Source organism: Gilliamella sp. LMG 34362 (assembly GCF_984569125.1).
Window position 1 is genome coordinate 586,372 of record NZ_OZ474902.1, and the last position, 17,310, is coordinate 603,681.

Genomic DNA, 17,310 nt, shown 5'->3' on the forward strand with positions numbered 1-17,310 from the left:
TGCTTATGTTTAGCAGTTTTACCATCTAGACGTCCATTTTAATGATTTATTCTAAAAAAAGCCAGCATTACCGCAAACAAAATTACTTGCATAAAATTTTAATCAATTTAGGATATGGCTCGTTTATTTTTTTAACCTTCATTAACTATATATGAATATTGTAAAACAATCTCCCACAGTATTAGTTTTTGATTCGGGTATCGGTGGATTATCTATTTATAATGAAATCTATAATAAAATACCGAATCTACATTATATTTATGCTTTTGATAATGAAGGTTTTCCCTATGGTGATAAATCATCTGAATATTTAATCACTAGAGTGAATCGTATCATTGCTACCATTTTACAATCATACTCTATTGATTTAGCAGTCATTGCATGTAATACCGCTAGCACTATTTGTTTACCCAGTTTACGAACAAACTTTACCTTTCCAATTGTTGGTGTTGTACCTGCAATTAAGCCTGCCAGCAAAGTTACTAAAAATAAATGCATAGGTTTATTGGCAACAAAGGCAACAATACAACGGGCATATACAAATAATTTGATCCAAGAATTTGCGCCAGATTGTAGTGTAAAGTTACTTGGTTTATCAGAATTAGCTCATATCGCTGAAAATAAGCTACAAGGGATTGCTGTTGATATGCAGCAACTTGAAACATTATTGCAGCCATGGCTTAATTTATCTACTATCCCCGATACTATTGTGCTTGGCTGCACTCATTATCCATTTATTAAAGATGAGTTAAAAATACTTTTTCCTAATACAACTTTCATCGATTCAGGATATGCAATTGCTTCAAGAGTCAATACATTGCTTAATGATCAGTATGATCTAAATAGTTTAAGCGAACTATCCACTCTAGATAATATTGTGATAAGTACATTACATAATCAGCAGGTTGAAAAATTAACTAAAAAATTCACTGAATATAATCTTAATAAATATCATTGTATTAGCGTTCATGCTGATTAAAGCTTATTCGAACAAATAAATAATTGCAATTTTTCACTTGCCAAAAAAAATGAAGTGCCTATAATGCGCATCCACTGACACGGCGTCAGCGACAAGCAGACAAAGGTCGTGTTAGTGAGCAAGGTCAAAAATTTTAAAAAAAGATCTTGACGAATGAAAAGGTGTAGCGTAGTATACGCAGCCCTTGAGACAGCAAACTGAAACAAGAAATTGTGAAGTAAATTAAAAAGCTGTCAGCTCTTTAAAAAGAAGAAACAGACAATCTGTGTGGGCACTTGCGAGACGAAAAATTAAAAGTCTACGGACTAAAAAAATTAAGTCTTGATAAGTGACACTGAAGATTCATTTGAATAATGTCAGAGACAGTTATTGAGCATCAAACTTTAAATTGAAGAGTTTGATCATGGCTCAGATTGAACGCTGGCGGCAGGCTTAACACATGCAAGTCGAACGGTAACATGAGTGCTTGCACTTGATGACGAGTGGCGGACGGGTGAGTAAGGTATGGGGATCTGCCGAATGGAGGGGGACAACAGTTGGAAACGACTGCTAATACCGCATAAAGTTGAGAGACCAAAGCATGGGACCTTCGGGCCATGCGCCATTTGATGAACCCATATGGGATTAGCTAGTTGGTAGGGTAAAGGCTTACCAAGGCGACGATCTCTAGCTGGTCTGAGAGGATGACCAGCCACACTGGAACTGAGACACGGTCCAGACTCCTACGGGAGGCAGCAGTGGGGAATATTGCACAATGGGGGAAACCCTGATGCAGCCATGCCGCGTGTATGAAGAAGGCCTTCGGGTTGTAAAGTACTTTCGGTAATGAGGAAGGTGGTGTATCTAATAGGTGCATCAATTGACGTTAATTACAGAAGAAGCACCGGCTAACTCCGTGCCAGCAGCCGCGGTAATACGGAGGGTGCGAGCGTTAATCGGAATGACTGGGCGTAAAGGGCATGTAGGCGGATAATTAAGTTAGGTGTGAAAGCCCTGGGCTCAACCTAGGAATTGCACTTAAAACTGGTTAACTAGAGTATTGTAGAGGAAGGTAGAATTCCACGTGTAGCGGTGAAATGCGTAGAGATGTGGAGGAATACCGGTGGCGAAGGCGGCCTTCTGGACAGATACTGACGCTGAGATGCGAAAGCGTGGGGAGCAAACAGGATTAGATACCCTGGTAGTCCACGCTGTAAACGATGTCGATTTGGAGTTTGTTGCCCTGAGTGATGGGCTCCGAAGCTAACGCGATAAATCGACCGCCTGGGGAGTACGGCCGCAAGGTTAAAACTCAAATGAATTGACGGGGGCCCGCACAAGCGGTGGAGCATGTGGTTTAATTCGATGCAACGCGAAGAACCTTACCTGGTCTTGACATCCACAGAATCTTGCAGAGATGCGAGAGTGCCTTCGGGAACTGTGAGACAGGTGCTGCATGGCTGTCGTCAGCTCGTGTTGTGAAATGTTGGGTTAAGTCCCGCAACGAGCGCAACCCTTATCCTTTGTTGCCAGCGATTCGGTCGGGAACTCAAAGGAGACTGCCGTTGATAAAGCGGAGGAAGGTGGGGACGACGTCAAGTCATCATGGCCCTTACGACCAGGGCTACACACGTGCTACAATGGCGTATACAAAGGGAGGCGACCTCGCGAGAGCAAGCGGACCTCATAAAGTACGTCTAAGTCCGGATTGGAGTCTGCAACTCGACTCCATGAAGTCGGAATCGCTAGTAATCGTGAATCAGAATGTCACGGTGAATACGTTCCCGGGCCTTGTACACACCGCCCGTCACACCATGGGAGTGGGTTGCACCAGAAGTAGATAGCTTAACCGCAAGGGGGGCGTTTACCACGGTGTGGTCCATGACTGGGGTGAAGTCGTAACAAGGTAACCGTAGGGGAACCTGCGGTTGGATCACCTCCTTACGAAGCGCTCGTAAGTGTTCACACAGATTGTTTGTTTGTCGAAAAATAGTTAAGTCCCCTTCGTCTAGAGGCCTAGGACATCGCCCTTTCACGGCGGTAACAGGGGTTCGAATCCCCTAGGGGACGCCATTAAATGTGATGAAACTATTTTTCAAAAAAATTATGTTTGTATTTATTTGATATTCGAATGAATAGAAAGATAAAGCTCTTTAACAATTAGGAACAAGCTGAAAGAAACGAGTTCTCGTTTTTATCGCAAGCTGATGTATGAAAATATGTTGGATTGAGATAAGAAAGAGAAAAAAGCGTAATTAAAACCAAGACAACTGTGAGTTGTAAGGTTAAGAAATTAAGCGTACACGGTGGATGCCTAGGCAATCAGAGGCGATGAAGGACGTGTTAATCTGCGAAAAGCGACGGTGAGCCGATAAAAGGCGCTATAGCCGTTGATGTCCGAATGGGGAAACCCAGTGTAGGTGACTACACTATCATCTGATGAATCCATAGTCAGATGAGGCGAACCGGGAGAACTGAAACATCTAAGTACCCCGAGGAAAAGAAATCAACCGAGATTCCCTAAGTAGCGGCGAGCGAAAGGGGAGGAGCCCAAGCGGGTAGCATAATGTATTAGTGGAAGCGTCTGGAAAGTCGCACGATAGAGGGTGAAAGTCCCGTACACGAAGATGCATTATGTGGAAGCTTATAGAGTAGGGCGGGACACGTGATATCCTGTCTGAAGATGGGGGGACCATCCTCCAAGGCTAAATACTCCTGATTGACCGATAGTGAACCAGTACCGTGAGGGAAAGGCGAAAAGAACCCCGGGAGGGGAGTGAAATAGACCCTGAAACCGTGTACGTACAATCAGTGGGAGCTTTACCATTAGGTAATAGTGACTGCGTACCTTTTGTATAATGGGTCAGCGACTTATATTCTGTAGCAAGGTTAACCGGATAGGGGAGCCGAAGGGAAACCGAGTATTAACTGTGCGTTAAGTTGCAGGGTATAGACCCGAAACCCGGTGATCTAGCCATGGGCAGGTTGAAGGTTGGTTAACACTAACTGGAGGACCGAACCGACTAATGTTGAAAAATTAGCGGATGACCTGTGGCTGGGGGTGAAAGGCCAATCAAACCGGGAGATAGCTGGTTCTCCCCGAAAGCTATTTAGGTAGCGCCTCATGAGTAACTGTTGGGGGTAGAGCACTGTTTCGGCTAGGGGGCCATCCCGGCTTACCAACCCGATGCAAACTCCGAATACTGACAAGTTTAATCATGGGAGACACACGGCGGGTGCTAACGTTCGTCGTGAAGAGGGAAACAACCCAGACCGCCAGCTAAGGTCCCAAAGTCATAGTTAAGTGGGAAACGAAGTGGGAAGGCTTAGACAGCTAGGATGTTGGCTTAGAAGCAGCCATCATTTAAAGAAAGCGTAATAGCTCACTAGTCGAGTCGGCCTGCGCGGAAGATGTAACGGGGCTAAAACTATGCACCGAAGCTGCGGCAGCGTATTTAGATACGTTGGGTAGGGGAGCGTTCTGTAAGCCGTAGAAGGTGTATTGTGAGGTATGCTGGAGGTATCAGAAGTGCGAATGCTGACATAAGTAACGATAAAGCGGGTGAAAAGCCCGCTCGCCGGAAGACCAAGGGTTCCTGTCCAACGTTAATCGGGGCAGGGTGAGTCGACCCCTAAGGAGAGGCCGAAGGGCGTATCTGATGGGAAACGGGTTAATATTCCCGTACTGGCTATAACTGCGATGGGGGGACGAAGAAGGCTAGGTTTACCACCTATTGGATGGTGGGTTAAGCGTGTAGGGGTGTGATTAGGCAAATCCGGTCACTGATACTCTGAGGCGTGATGACGAGGCACTAAGGTGCTGAAGTAATTGATGCCCTGCTTCCAGGAAAATCCTCTAAGCTTCAGGTTATAGTCAATCGTACCCGAAACCGACACAGGTGGTCAGGTAGAGAATACTAAGGCGCTTGAGAGAACTCGGGTGAAGGAACTAGGCAAAATGGTGCCGTAACTTCGGGAGAAGGCACGCTGATGGTAATTGAAGTCCCATGCGGATGGAGGTGAAATCAGTCGAAGATACCAGCTGGCTGCAACTGTTTAATAAAAACACAGCACTGTGCAAACACGAAAGTGGACGTATACGGTGTGACGCCTGCCCGGTGCTGGAAGGTTAATTGATGGGGTTATGCGTAAGCAGAAGCTCTTGATCGAAGCCCCAGTAAACGGCGGCCGTAACTATAACGGTCCTAAGGTAGCGAAATTCCTTGTCGGGTAAGTTCCGACCTGCACGAATGGCGTAATGATGGCCAGGCTGTCTCCACCCGAGACTCAGTGAAATTGAAATTGCCGTGAAGATGCGGTGTACCCGTGGCAAGACGGAAAGACCCCGTGAACCTTTACTATAGCTTGACAGTGAACATTGAGCCTTAATGTGTAGGATAGGTGGGAGACTAAGAAGTGTGTACGCCAGTATGCATGGAGTCGACCTTGAAATACCACCCTTTAATGTTTGATGTTCTAACCTATACTTCTGAATCGAGGTAAGGGACACTGTCTGGTGGGTAGTTTGACTGGGGCGGTCTCCTCCCAAAGAGTAACGGAGGAGCACGAAGGTTAGCTAATCCTGGTCGGACATCAGGAGGTTAGTGCAATGGCAAAAGCTAGCTTGACTGCGAGAGTGACGGCTCGAGCAGGTACGAAAGTAGGTCATAGTGATCCGGTGGTTCTGAATGGAAGGGCCATCGCTCAACGGATAAAAGGTACTCCGGGGATAACAGGCTGATACCGCCCAAGAGTTCATATCGACGGCGGTGTTTGGCACCTCGATGTCGGCTCATCACATCCTGGGGCTGAAGTAGGTCCCAAGGGTACGGCTGTTCGCCGTTTAAAGTGGTACGCGAGCTGGGTTTAGAACGTCGTGAGACAGTTCGGTCCCTATCTGCCATGGGCGTAGGAAAATTGAGAGGGTTTGCTTCTAGTACGAGAGGACCGAAGTGAACGCACCGCTGGTGTTCGGGTTGTGATGCCAATTGCATTGCCCGGTAGCTACGTGCGGAATAGATAAGTGCTGAAAGCATCTAAGTACGAAACTAGCCTCGAGATGAGTTTTCCCTGATGAGAATCAGTAAGGTCCGTTTGAGACTAAGACGTAGATAGGTCAGGTGTGTAAGTGTAGTGATACATTGAGCTAACTGATACTAATGAACCGAGAGTCTTAACCTTACAACTCGGAGTTGTTTTGGATACGCGAAGGTAGAGATAGATTATGAGATAATCAAACAGTTTGTTCCGGATTGAGGGATTGTTGTGGATATGAGATAATGCACAGCAATAGAGATAAGAGAAGACAGAATATGTCTGGCGGTAATAGCGCGGTGGTCCCACCTGACCCCATGCCGAACTCAGAAGTGAAACGCCGTAGTGCCGATGGTAGTGTGGGTATTACCCATGTGAGAGTAGGGTGCCGCCAGACTTTTAAATATACGAGCCCAGCAGCGATGCTGGGCTTTTTTGCATTTTAGGATTCATGTATTTTTTGTTAGTTATTTATCAAAGCCATTTGTCTAAGGAGTAAATAGTGGATAATCTAAACTTTTTATACCAGTTTTTTGGCTCTGATTTTATTGAAAAATACACAACAATTCCGCAATTAATTGGTATTTTAGGTTATCTTGTTGGAGTTAGTGCTTTTTTACAACGTAATGATAATGCTTTTCGATGGCAATTAACCATTGTTAATATTATTATGACTGTGCATTTTTATTTATTAGGACCAGAATCCTATCCTGCTGCTATACTTAATATAGTAAATATTTTTAGAAACATCACATCAACTTATACCAAGAATGTTTTAGCCATGATGTTTTTTATAGGATTGATGTGGATATTTTACTTTTTCACAACGCCTGATTGGCGACAATTTATACATTATTTCTCGGTTATTGGTACAACATTAGTAACAATTGCATTATTTAGATTTGAACAACAAAAGATGCGATTACTAATATTGTTAAGTAGTATTTTATGGATAATATATAGCTTATGGATAGGCTCTTTAGGTAGTTTAGCTATAGAGGTTACCTTTGCGATAATTAACATTATAACGATTATTAAATTATCACCAAAATCGGCTGTATAATATTATATTTACTCTATTAGTATCATTTTTCTATTTATTTATTGTTATATGTGTGAAACAATTTAACAATATAAAAAATAAATTTTTGAGGTAGTCAGTGATTGATAATGATGGCTACCGTCCAAATGTAGGAATAGTTATTTGTAACAGGTATGGTCAAGTGCTTTGGGCTCGGCGTTATGGACAAAACTCTTGGCAATTTCCTCAGGGCGGAATAAAACTTAATGAAACGCCAGAACAGGCAATGTTTCGTGAACTAAATGAAGAAGTAGGATTACTACCTAAAGATGTTAAAATATTATCGGTGACCAATGGTTGGCTAAGGTATAAATTACCAAAACGCATGATTCGTTGGGATAATCAGCCGGTATGTATTGGTCAAAAACAAAAGTGGTTTTTATTAGAATTGATTTCTGATACTTCAGTGATTAATTTGAATATGTCTTCAACTCCTGAGTTTGATGATTGGAAGTGGGTAAGTTATTGGTATCCTATACGACAGGTTATTGCTTTTAAGCGTGATGTATATCGCAAAGCAATGAAGGAGTTTTCTTTGCCTGCATTTACTATACAATCTGAAGTAGAAGAACCTGTAACAAATCTTTCTAAGAAAAAACGGTTTAACTTCTTTGCTCACAAACGAAAAAATAAACAGCGTGTTAAAAAATGAATCAATTTTTACAATTTCCCAATTTTAATCCAATAGCTTTCTCAATCGGCCCTATTTCATTACATTGGTATGGTGCCATGTACCTATTTGGTGTGCTTGGCGCCTTGTTTTTAGCTAAACGTCGTGCTAATAAACTCAATAGCAATTGGACATCACAACAAGTTGAAAACTTATTATTCTGGGGGTTTTTGGGCCTCTTTATTGGCGGACGTTTAGGTTATGTATTATTTTATAATTTTGATGCATTTCTTGAAGAGCCTACTATTCTATTCAGAGTTTGGGAAGGGGGGATGTCTTTCCATGGCGGTTTGATTGGTGCCATTTGTGTTATTGCTATCTTTGCTAAAAAAACACAAAAGACCTTTATGCAAGTAGCTGATTTTGTGGCTCCATTAGTACCACTCGGTTTAATGTTTGGCCGATTTGGTAATTTTATTAACGGTGAATTGTGGGGCCGAGTAACTAACTCTTCAATCGGTATGTTATTTCCTACTTCATCACATGCTGATTTTATGTTTGTCCAAGCAAATCCAGAATGGTTTTCTTTATACAGCCAATTAAACGGCGTTTTGCCACGTCACCCTTCACAACTTTATGAGATGGTATTTGAAGGTATAGTATTATTTATTATTTTAAATTTATTTATTCGCAAACCTCGTCCAGTTGGTGCAGCCTCAGGACTGTTTTTAGTTTGTTATGGCATATTTAGGTTTATAATTGAGTTCTTTAGACAACCCGATGAACAATTAGGATTATTTTTAAATATAATCAGTATGGGACAAATTCTCTGTCTCCCTATGATCATTGGTGGTATCTTGATGCTTTTATATGCATATAGATTTAACAATAAGGCTATTAAAAAATGAAACAGTATTTATCACTAATGCAAAAAATTTTAAACGAAGGAACGGCTAAATCGGATAGAACTGGTACAGGGACTTTATCGATCTTTGGTCATCAAATGCGATTTAATTTGCAAGATGGTTTTCCATTAGTGACCACAAAAAAATGTCATTTACGTTCAATCATCTATGAGTTACTTTGGTTTCTTAAAGGTGATACTAATATTAATTATTTAAAAGATAATAAAGTAACAATTTGGGATGAATGGGCCAATGAAAATGGTGATCTTGGACCTGTTTATGGCAAACAATGGCGCGCTTGGGGTGCTGCGGATGGTCGACAAATAGATCAAATTTCGCAACTAATCGAACAAATTAAAAATGATCCAGACTCTAGAAGAATGATAGTTTCAGCATGGAATGTTGGTGAGCTTGATCAAATGGCGTTAGCACCATGTCATGCTCTGTTTCAATTTTATGTCGCTCAAGGTAAGCTGTCATGTCAACTTTATCAACGTTCATGTGACGTATTCTTAGGATTACCATTTAATATTGCTAGTTATTCGTTATTAGTTCATATGATTGCTCAACAATGCGATTTAGAAGTCGGTGATTTTGTTTGGACAGGTGGCGATACCCATTTGTATTCCAATCATATGGAACAAACACATTTACAATTAAGCCGTGAGCCAAAAACTTTGCCTAAGCTTGTTATTAAACGCAGACCACCTACAATTTTTGATTATGAATTTGAAGATTTTGAAATTGTTGATTACGATCCTTATCCAGCAATAAAAGCGCCAGTAGCAATTTAAAGCTTAACAAATTTTGAGGAACGCTATTTTAGGGTATATTTTTTCTAAATTATAAGTAGAAATTGATTATTAGGGATTAATTAATTTAATCCTTAATATGTGTTTTTTATGTAATCTTTTCAAACAACTTCATGATAAGCACTTTAGTTATCTTTGATTATTTTATTTTTCTGCCGCATAACAGAAGATATTGGTATATAATGACTAACTTTGTTTAAATGGTTATTTAATCTTAATATGAGTCAAAATCAAGAAATTCATCCTATTTTTACAAAACGATTATTACATCCTCGCTATTGGTTAACCTGGTTTGGCATTTCTATTTTATATTTGATCGTTTTACTGCCATATCCGGTTATTTATCAATTAGGAAAAGGTTTAGGATTACTTTCGATGAAATTAATTGGTAAGCGTAAAGAGACCGCAAGGCAAAACTTAAAATTATGCTTTCCTGAAAAATCTGAACAAGAACGAGATAAAATATTAAGAGATAATTTTATTTCTACAGGACTTGCTATATTTGAAACTGGTATGGCATGGTTCTGGTCTGACAAAAGACTTAAAAAACACTCTTCAATTGAAGGTGATTCACATATCACTCAGATACAACAGTCTGGACAAGGTGTTTTGTTAATTGGTATTCACTTTTTAACGCTAGAACTCGGTGCACGTATTTTAGGTATGAGTCATCCTGGTGTAGGTGTTTATCGACCAAACGACAACCCTGTTATGGATTATGTACAATTAAAAGGGCGTTTAAAATCGAATAAATATATGTTAGATCGCTATAATACTAAAGGCATGATAAGAGCCTTAAAGAATGGTGAATTGCTTTGGTATGCGCCAGATCATGATTATGGTCCTAAAAATAGTGTTTTTGCACCACTCTTTGCGGTAGAAAAAGCAGCGACGACCATTGGAACTCGAATTTTAGTCAAATTAAGTCAGCCTTCAATTATTCCTTTCACGCCTAAACGAGAAAAGAATGGGCACTATACTGTTTACGTTACACCTGAGCTTAAAGGCTATCCTATAGATGATGATGTGCTAGCGGCTACTTTTATGAACAAAGCGATTGAACACGAAATATTAAAAGCACCAGAACAATATATGTGGTTACATCGACGCTTTAAAACTCGTCCTAAAGGTGAGGCGCCTTTATATACAAATAAAGTCCAATCAGATTAGTTTGATGACTTTATAATATTTTCAAATAATTGAAAGAAAGAATATGCAAAAACTGAACAAAATAATTTTGTATTGCCGACCAGGGTTTGAAAAAGAATGTGCAGCAGAAATAACGGATAGAGCCGCACAAAAAGAAATATTTGGTTTTGCCAAGGTTAAAGAAAATAGTGGTTATGTAATATTTGAGTGTTACCAAGACGATCAAGCTGAATTATTAATTAAACAAATTTCATTTCGAACGTTAATTTTTGCAAGACAAATGTTTGTTGCTGGTGATTTATTAGCTAATTTATCAACTGAAGATCGTATTACGCCAATAATTAATGTTTTATCGGGTACTGTTGATAAAGCTGGCGATTTACGTGTTGAAGTTGCAGATACTAATGATGGTAAGCAATTAGCAGGATTTTGTCGCAAGTTTACTGTTCCACTTCGTCAGGCATTACGCAACAAACGTATTTTGTTAAAAGTACAAAATCCATCACGACCAGTTATTCATTTATTATTTATCAATAATAATAGTTGTTATGTTGGCTATTCCCTGAGTCAAAATAACTCTCCTTTTTATATGGGAATACCAAGGTTAAAATTTCCAGCTGATGCGCCAAGTCGTTCAACATTAAAATTGGAAGAAGCTTTTCATATTTTTATTCCTTATGAAGAATGGGATGAACGACTTAAAGGTGGTTTAAATGCTGTTGATTTAGGGGCTTGTCCAGGTGGTTGGACTTATCAATTAGTCAAAAGAAGTATGATGGTATATGCTATAGATAATGGTCCTATGAATGAAAAACTAATGGAAACAGGACAAGTTAAACATTATCGTGAAGATGGCTTTAAATTTATGCCTAAAAAGCATAATATTTATTGGCTGGTGTGTGATATGGTTGAAAAACCAGCCAAAGTAACAGAGTTAATAGCTAAATGGCTAATTAATGGTTGGTGTCGAGAGGCAATTTTTAATCTCAAACTACCAATGAAAAAACGTTATGAAGAAGTAAAACAAAATTTACAATTACTAATAGAAGAACTAAATAACAACCAAATAAATGTACAAATTCAGGCTAAGCAACTTTTTCATGATCGTGAAGAAGTCACTGTACATGTACAGCGAATTTGGGGATGAGAAATTATAAGAGAATGTGTATGAAATTAAAACAATCCTTTTATGCTATTGTTATTTTAGCATTATTTTCACTTTTAGTTGGATGTCATCTTAACTCATCAAAGAGTGCTAAATATGATGAAACTAAAGATTCCAATTATTATTTGTCGCAGGTAGATACTAGCTCTGGAAGTGCTAAAATCGATTGGCAGTTATTGGCGATAAGAGCATTAATAAATGAGAATAAACTTTCTCAAGCAAATAAATTATTATCTCAACTACCGGCTAATCTTAATGCAGAACAACAAAAAGACCAATTGTTATCTCAAGGTGAAATAGCAATTAGAAAAGGACAACCATTTAATCTTAGTCAATTAACTATCGAAAAATTAAATGATTCACAATCATATCGTTATTATTCAATCAAATTAGCCTTAGATAGAAAATCTAAAAAACTTAATGAGCAAGCGTATGATTACTTATCTTTACAAAAATTTGCACCAGAAAAATTAAAAAAACAAATCTTAAATAATACCTGGAATTTTTTTAGCAAATTATCGACAAATCAACTAAGTAAAATTTCTGTACCTGAAAATGACTTAACATTGAAAGGGTGGATTGATTTAAGTTATACATATCAACGTAATAATATAAAAGCACCTGTTCAAGATGGTGATAGCCCAGAAGTCCTTGAAGCAAAAAATACAAACCGCAAAAATCAACTAAAACGAGCTATTTTGGATTGGGCTACAAAATATCCTAATCATCCTGCACAAGATATTGTTGCGATTATAACTGGTGAACAAACGCTTGCTGTTGATAATGTAAATTCCAAAAAAGTAGCTTTATTATTACCACTAAGTGGGTCTTCTCGAATATTTGGTAACACTATTCGTCAAGGATATGTTGATGCGGCTAAGTTTTATCCACAAGAACCACAACAAAATGTTATTGTTTTAGATACAACATCAGTACCAATGGATAATTTAATACAGCAAGCGCAAGAGCAAAATGTTGATTTAATCGTTGGTCCATTACTGAAATCTGATGTAAGCCAAATAAAGCAGTTAGCACCATCTATTCCTGTGTTAGCATTAAATAAAGTTGATGATGGAACTGTTTCCGCTAACAAAATGTGCTTTTTTGCGTTATCTCCTGAAGATGAAGCAAAGGATGCTGCTGATCATATTTTTGCACAAAACAAACAAAAGCCATTGTTAGTTATACCACAAAATGAGTTGGGCAGAAGAGTAGCTCAAAGTTTTGCTAAACAATGGTCGCAAATTTCTAATGGTTCACAAGCTTATGTGCAATATGTTGGTAATTTAAATACGCTACGTGCCAATATTAATCATAGTAGCGGTATAAGTTTAACCGGTAGTCCGATTGCATTTAATAATGATGATGGCTCGGCTTCAATGTCCTCAAATGGTTCTTCTTCTGGATTTGATGCAATTTATGTTTATGCATCTTATGATGAATTAACCTTGATAAAACCAATGCTAGATATGGGAGCAGGAAAGACAATCGGTAATGGCTCTTCATCCATAGCGCTTTATTCAAGTTCTAAAAGTCATGTGGCAAATGCTTCGAATGACTTTAATTATGATATGAATCAAACTGAATATTCTGACATTCCGTTGATTATTAATTCATCAGAAAAAACAACGGCAATGATTCCTAGCAATATTCAAAAAGACTATTCTTTAACTCGATTATACGCTATGGGAATTGATGCTTGGCGATTGGCTAATCGCTTTAATCAATTAGACTCTTATCAGCCTAATTTTTTAGCTGGAATGACTGGTAAATTATCAACCAGTAATCAATGTGAAGTGACTCGATCTCTTGCATGGCAACAATATGCCTATGTTACATCCCAATCGTCCTCAGAACAGAACGAAAAATAAAGATATTGGCAAGCATTATGAATATATTGCTTGCCAATTCTTAGCCAATCAAGGGCTGGTGTTGCTTGATAAAAATAGCCTATATCAAATTGGTGAAATTGATTTAGTCATGCGAGATAAGAGTTGTTTGGTTTTTGTTGAAGTTAGATATCGCAAAAATGCTAACTTTGGCGAGGCTGAAATGACTATTTCGCTCACTAAGCAAAACAAAATTAAACAGGCAGCTCAACTTTGGATGTTAAATAATAACTTAAATATTGAAGATACAGAGTTTAGGTTTGATGTTTTTGCCATAACGGGAAAAAGTCAAAAATGGATAATTAATGCGTTTTAATGATCAGGTGAAAAACGTGCAAGATTTAATAAAAAATTATTTTACTGAAAGTATTCAAACTCAAATTGTTATGGCTGAATCTCTAGGCTCTTCAATTGAAAAAGCGGCTAATATTATCGTTGGAGGATTACTTAATGGTAATAAAATTATGGGATGTGGTAATGGCTCAGCTGCTGCAAATATACAAAGTTTTACCTCTCGGTTAATTACCAGTCTTGATATTGAAAGACCGAGTATTCCGGCTATTGCATTAGTTTCTGATAATGTATTGTTAAGTGCGATATCTAATCACGAAGAAATTTATGCTCGACAAATTCAAGCTTTAGGTCAACAAGGTGATATCTTAGTTATTTCAACTTGTGAAGGGAATAGCCGTTCGATTATTCGTGCTGTTCAAGAAGCCGTAATTAAAGATATGAAAATTGTTGCCTTAACTGCATTTGATGGTGGAGAAGTGATCGGATTACTTGGGCAAAATGATATTGAAATTAGAATTCCATCTTATAAAAAGGTGATGGCTTATGAAATGCATGCAATGATTTTAAACTGCTTAAGCCAATTAATTGAAAATACATTGTTTATTCATACAGAATAAGTTGAAATAAAAACAGTTTTGTTCTGCATTAATAGCGATTTTTATGCTATAATTATGAACTATTTTAAGATTTAAGTTAATAAGAGAACCTGGTGTTATGACCGAACTAGCCAAAGAAATAACCCCCGTCAATATTGAAGACGAATTAAAATCCTCTTATCTTGATTATGCGATGTCTGTTATTGTTGGGCGAGCTTTACCTGATGTCCGCGACGGACTTAAACCTGTTCACAGACGGGTTTTATTCGCAATGCATGAAGCTGGATACGATTGGAATAAACCTTACCGAAAATCTGCTCGTGTTGTTGGGGACGTAATCGGTAAATATCATCCACATGGTGATTCAGCCGTTTATGATACCATTGTTCGTATGGCACAACCATTTTCATTACGTTATATGCTTGTTGATGGCCAAGGAAACTTTGGTTCTGTCGATGGTGACTCTGCGGCGGCAATGCGTTATACCGAAATTCGCATGCAAAAGTTTGCCGGTGCATTATTAACTGATTTAGATAAAGAAACAGTAGATTTTTCACCAAACTACGATGGATCAGAAATGATTCCTGACGTGTTGCCAACTCGCATTCCTAATTTATTAATTAATGGTTCGTCAGGTATTGCTGTTGGTATGGCAACCAACATCCCTCCTCATAATCTAGCAGAAGTTATCAATGGTTGCTTAGCATTTATTGAGGATGAAAATATTTCTGTTGATGGATTAATGGAATATATTCATGGTCCAGATTTTCCTACTGCTGCTTTGATTAATGGCCGTAAAGGTATTGAAAATGCTTATCGAACTGGCCGTGGTATTATTTATATTCGTTCAAAGGCGACGATTGAAGTAGATGATCATAGTGGTCGTGAAACGATCATTGTTAATGAGATCCCTTATCAAGTTAATAAGAAAAAACTGATCGAAAAAATAGCTGAACTAGTTAAAGACAAAAAAGTTGAAGGTATTTCAGCATTGCGTGATGAATCAGATAAAGATGGTATGCGCATTGTTATTGAAATCAAACGTGATGCAGTTGGCGAAGTCGTTTTAAATAATCTTTTCTCATTAACTCAACTACAGGTTTCTTTCGGGATTAATATGGTTGCCTTACATAAAGGTCAACCGAAACTATTAAACTTACGAGAAATGATCGAGGCGTTTGTTCTTCACCGCCGTGAAGTCGTAACGCGTCGAACTATCTATGAACTTCGCAAAGCTCGTGAACGAGCGCATGTGTTGGAAGGTTTAGCGATAGCATTGGCTAATATCGATCCTGTTATTGAATTAATTCGTGCTGCGGCGACTCCTTCTGAAGCGAAAGCTAAATTATTATCGCAAGCTTGGCAACTAGGTAATGTTGCGGCAATGCTTGAAAAAGCGGGTAATGATGCCGCTCGTCCTGAAGATTTAGCACCTGAATTTGGTATTCGTGATGGCCATTATTATCTTTCTGAAGCTCAAGCCCAAGCAATTTTAGATCTTCGATTACATCGTTTAACAGGACTGGAACACGAAAAAATTCTTGATGAATATAAAGAACTATTAGTTCAAATTGCTGGTTTGTTACATATTCTAGCGAGTCCAGAAAGACTAATGGAAGTTATTCGCGAAGAGCTTGAAGCTGTTCGCGATCAATTCCAAGATGCAAGACGAACTGAAATTACAGCAAGTAGTGCGGATATCAATATTGAAGATCTTATTGCTCAAGAAGATGTTGTAGTTACGCTTTCTCATCAAGGTTATGTAAAATACCAACCGTTATCTGATTATGAAGCTCAGCGTCGGGGCGGTAAGGGCAAGTCGGCAACGAAAATTAAAGAAGAAGATTTTGTCGAAAAATTACTGGTTGCAAATACTCATGACACGATTCTTTGTTTCTCAAGTCGTGGCAGATTATATTGGATGAAAGTTTATCAATTACCTGAAGCCAGTCGAGGCTCCCGTGGTCGTCCAATTATTAATTTATTACCATTGGAAGCAGATGAACGTATTACAGCGATTCTACCTGTTCGTGAATTTGATGATGAGCATTGTGTGTTTATGGCGACAGCTCAAGGTACGGTTAAGAAAACTTCATTAATTGAATTTAGTCGTCCGAGAAGTGGTGGCATTATTGCTATTAACTTACGTGATGATGATGAGTTAATTGGTGTTGATTTAACTAGTAACGAAACAGCAGATGCTGTTGATGATGAAGAACTCAATGATGATGTTATTGTTGATGAGCTTGACGATGGTGATGAGGTCTCGCAAATTTCCAATACTGAAGATATTATGTTATTCTCAGCCAATGGTAAAGTTGTACGATTCCCGGCCAATAAAGTCCGTTGTATGGGTAGAACAGCAACAGGTGTTCGAGGTATTAAATTAGAAGGTGATGATAAAGTTGTCTCACTTATTGTCCCTCGTGGTAATGGGGCAATTTTAACCGCAACTCGAAATGGTTATGGTAAACGTACTGAACAAGAGTTATATCCAACAAAATCACGAGCAACGAAAGGCGTAATCTCTATTAAAGTGAGTGAGCGAAATGGTGCTGTAGTTGGTGCAGTACAGGTTGAAGAAACCGACCAAATCATGCTGATTACTGATGCCGGAACCTTAGTACGAACTCGAGTATCAGAAGTTAGTGTTGTTGGACGAAACACGCAAGGGGTTACGTTGATTCGAACAGCTGAAAATGAGAAGGTTGTCGGATTACAGCGAATTGCTGAAACAGAGGATGATGTTGAATCGGAACTATCGCCACAGAGTGAGGATAATAATGATTCAACCCAAGAATCCGAGCAATAATTTTA

11 protein-coding genes, 1 tRNA gene and 3 rRNA genes are annotated in these 17,310 nt (G+C 38.7%); all 15 read left to right on the forward strand.

The genetic code is table 11. The features are described 5' to 3' along the window. Window positions 1-151 precede the first annotated feature (151 nt). The 15 genes from murI (at window position 152) to gyrA (ending at window position 17,305) form a co-directional block, all read left to right on the forward strand. Complete coding sequence (murI, locus tag AC5LWZ_RS02790; protein WP_110448539.1) at window positions 152-979, forward strand: glutamate racemase; 828 nt, start codon at window positions 152-154, stop codon at window positions 977-979. A 385-nt stretch (window positions 980-1,364) separates the two neighbouring features. Further along, window positions 1,365-2,902, forward strand: a 16S ribosomal RNA gene (locus AC5LWZ_RS02795). A gap of 53 nt (window positions 2,903-2,955) precedes the next feature. Further along, window positions 2,956-3,031: transfer RNA gene (locus AC5LWZ_RS02800), tRNA-Glu, on the forward strand. Between the two features lie 210 nt (window positions 3,032-3,241). Further along, window positions 3,242-6,139 (forward strand): 23S ribosomal RNA (locus AC5LWZ_RS02805). A gap of 134 nt (window positions 6,140-6,273) precedes the next feature. Next, window positions 6,274-6,389, forward strand: a 5S ribosomal RNA gene (rrf, locus tag AC5LWZ_RS02810). Together the 16S, 23S and 5S rRNA genes with 1 tRNA gene alongside form the textbook arrangement of a ribosomal RNA operon. A 105-nt stretch (window positions 6,390-6,494) precedes the next feature. After that, on the forward strand, window positions 6,495-7,055 hold the full coding sequence (locus AC5LWZ_RS02815) for a YgjV family protein (protein WP_198222040.1): 561 nt from the start codon (window positions 6,495-6,497) through the stop codon (window positions 7,053-7,055). 97 nt (window positions 7,056-7,152) lie between these two features. Continuing rightward, the gene (gene rppH / locus AC5LWZ_RS02820; protein WP_198201463.1) at window positions 7,153-7,725 is read left to right on the forward strand and encodes an RNA pyrophosphohydrolase; all 573 of its coding nucleotides are present in this window, start codon (window positions 7,153-7,155) and stop codon (window positions 7,723-7,725) included. After that, window positions 7,722-8,591, forward strand: a complete 870-nt coding sequence (lgt, locus tag AC5LWZ_RS02825) for a prolipoprotein diacylglyceryl transferase (protein ID WP_493463933.1) — start codon at window positions 7,722-7,724, stop codon at window positions 8,589-8,591. The genes rppH and lgt overlap by 4 nt, the downstream gene beginning before the upstream one ends. Then, the gene (gene thyA / locus AC5LWZ_RS02830; protein WP_198201461.1) at window positions 8,588-9,382 is read left to right on the forward strand and encodes a thymidylate synthase; all 795 of its coding nucleotides are present in this window, start codon (window positions 8,588-8,590) and stop codon (window positions 9,380-9,382) included. The genes lgt and thyA overlap by 4 nt, the downstream gene beginning before the upstream one ends. A 237-nt stretch (window positions 9,383-9,619) precedes the next feature. Continuing rightward, window positions 9,620-10,570: a Kdo(2)-lipid IV(A) acyltransferase gene (locus AC5LWZ_RS02835; protein WP_493463934.1), complete on the forward strand. Its 951-nt coding sequence runs from the start codon at window positions 9,620-9,622 to the stop codon at window positions 10,568-10,570. 52 nt (window positions 10,571-10,622) lie between these two features. Beyond that, window positions 10,623-11,696, forward strand: a complete 1,074-nt coding sequence (gene rlmM / locus AC5LWZ_RS02840; RefSeq protein ID WP_198201471.1) for a 23S rRNA (cytidine(2498)-2'-O)-methyltransferase RlmM — start codon at window positions 10,623-10,625, stop codon at window positions 11,694-11,696. A 20-nt stretch (window positions 11,697-11,716) separates the two neighbouring features. Next, window positions 11,717-13,585 carry a penicillin-binding protein activator gene (locus tag AC5LWZ_RS02845; protein WP_493463935.1) on the forward strand — a complete coding sequence of 623 codons (1,869 nt, stop codon included), beginning with the start codon at window positions 11,717-11,719 and terminating at the stop codon, window positions 13,583-13,585. Next, window positions 13,539-13,919 (forward strand): YraN family protein, encoded by a 381-nt coding sequence (locus AC5LWZ_RS02850; protein WP_198222048.1) that lies wholly within the window; start codon window positions 13,539-13,541, stop codon window positions 13,917-13,919. The genes AC5LWZ_RS02845 and AC5LWZ_RS02850 overlap by 47 nt, the downstream gene beginning before the upstream one ends. A gap of 16 nt (window positions 13,920-13,935) precedes the next feature. Further along, a complete protein-coding gene (locus AC5LWZ_RS02855; protein ID WP_086359253.1) occupies window positions 13,936-14,514 on the forward strand; it encodes an SIS domain-containing protein in 579 nt (192 codons plus the stop codon). 97 nt (window positions 14,515-14,611) lie between these two features. Then, window positions 14,612-17,305 (forward strand): DNA topoisomerase (ATP-hydrolyzing) subunit A, encoded by a 2,694-nt coding sequence (gyrA, locus tag AC5LWZ_RS02860; protein ID WP_110448653.1) that lies wholly within the window; start codon window positions 14,612-14,614, stop codon window positions 17,303-17,305. Window positions 17,306-17,310: the final 5 nt, after the last annotated feature.

Excerpts from the sequence above, each read along its gene's own strand:
- AC5LWZ_RS02845 (WP_493463935.1), top strand. The coding sequence starts at position 11,717 with ATGAAATTAAAACAATCCTTTTATGCTATTGTTATTTTAGCATTATTT.
- AC5LWZ_RS02835 (WP_493463934.1), top strand. The coding sequence starts at position 9,620 with ATGAGTCAAAATCAAGAAATTCATCCTATTTTTACAAAACGATTATTA.
- AC5LWZ_RS02850 (WP_198222048.1), top strand. The coding sequence starts at position 13,539 with ATGCCTATGTTACATCCCAATCGTCCTCAGAACAGAACGAAAAATAAA.
- murI (WP_110448539.1), top strand. The coding sequence starts at position 152 with ATGAATATTGTAAAACAATCTCCCACAGTATTAGTTTTTGATTCGGGT.
- lgt (WP_493463933.1), top strand. The coding sequence starts at position 7,722 with ATGAATCAATTTTTACAATTTCCCAATTTTAATCCAATAGCTTTCTCA.
- gyrA (WP_110448653.1), top strand. The coding sequence starts at position 14,612 with ATGACCGAACTAGCCAAAGAAATAACCCCCGTCAATATTGAAGACGAA.
- thyA (WP_198201461.1), top strand. The coding sequence starts at position 8,588 with ATGAAACAGTATTTATCACTAATGCAAAAAATTTTAAACGAAGGAACG.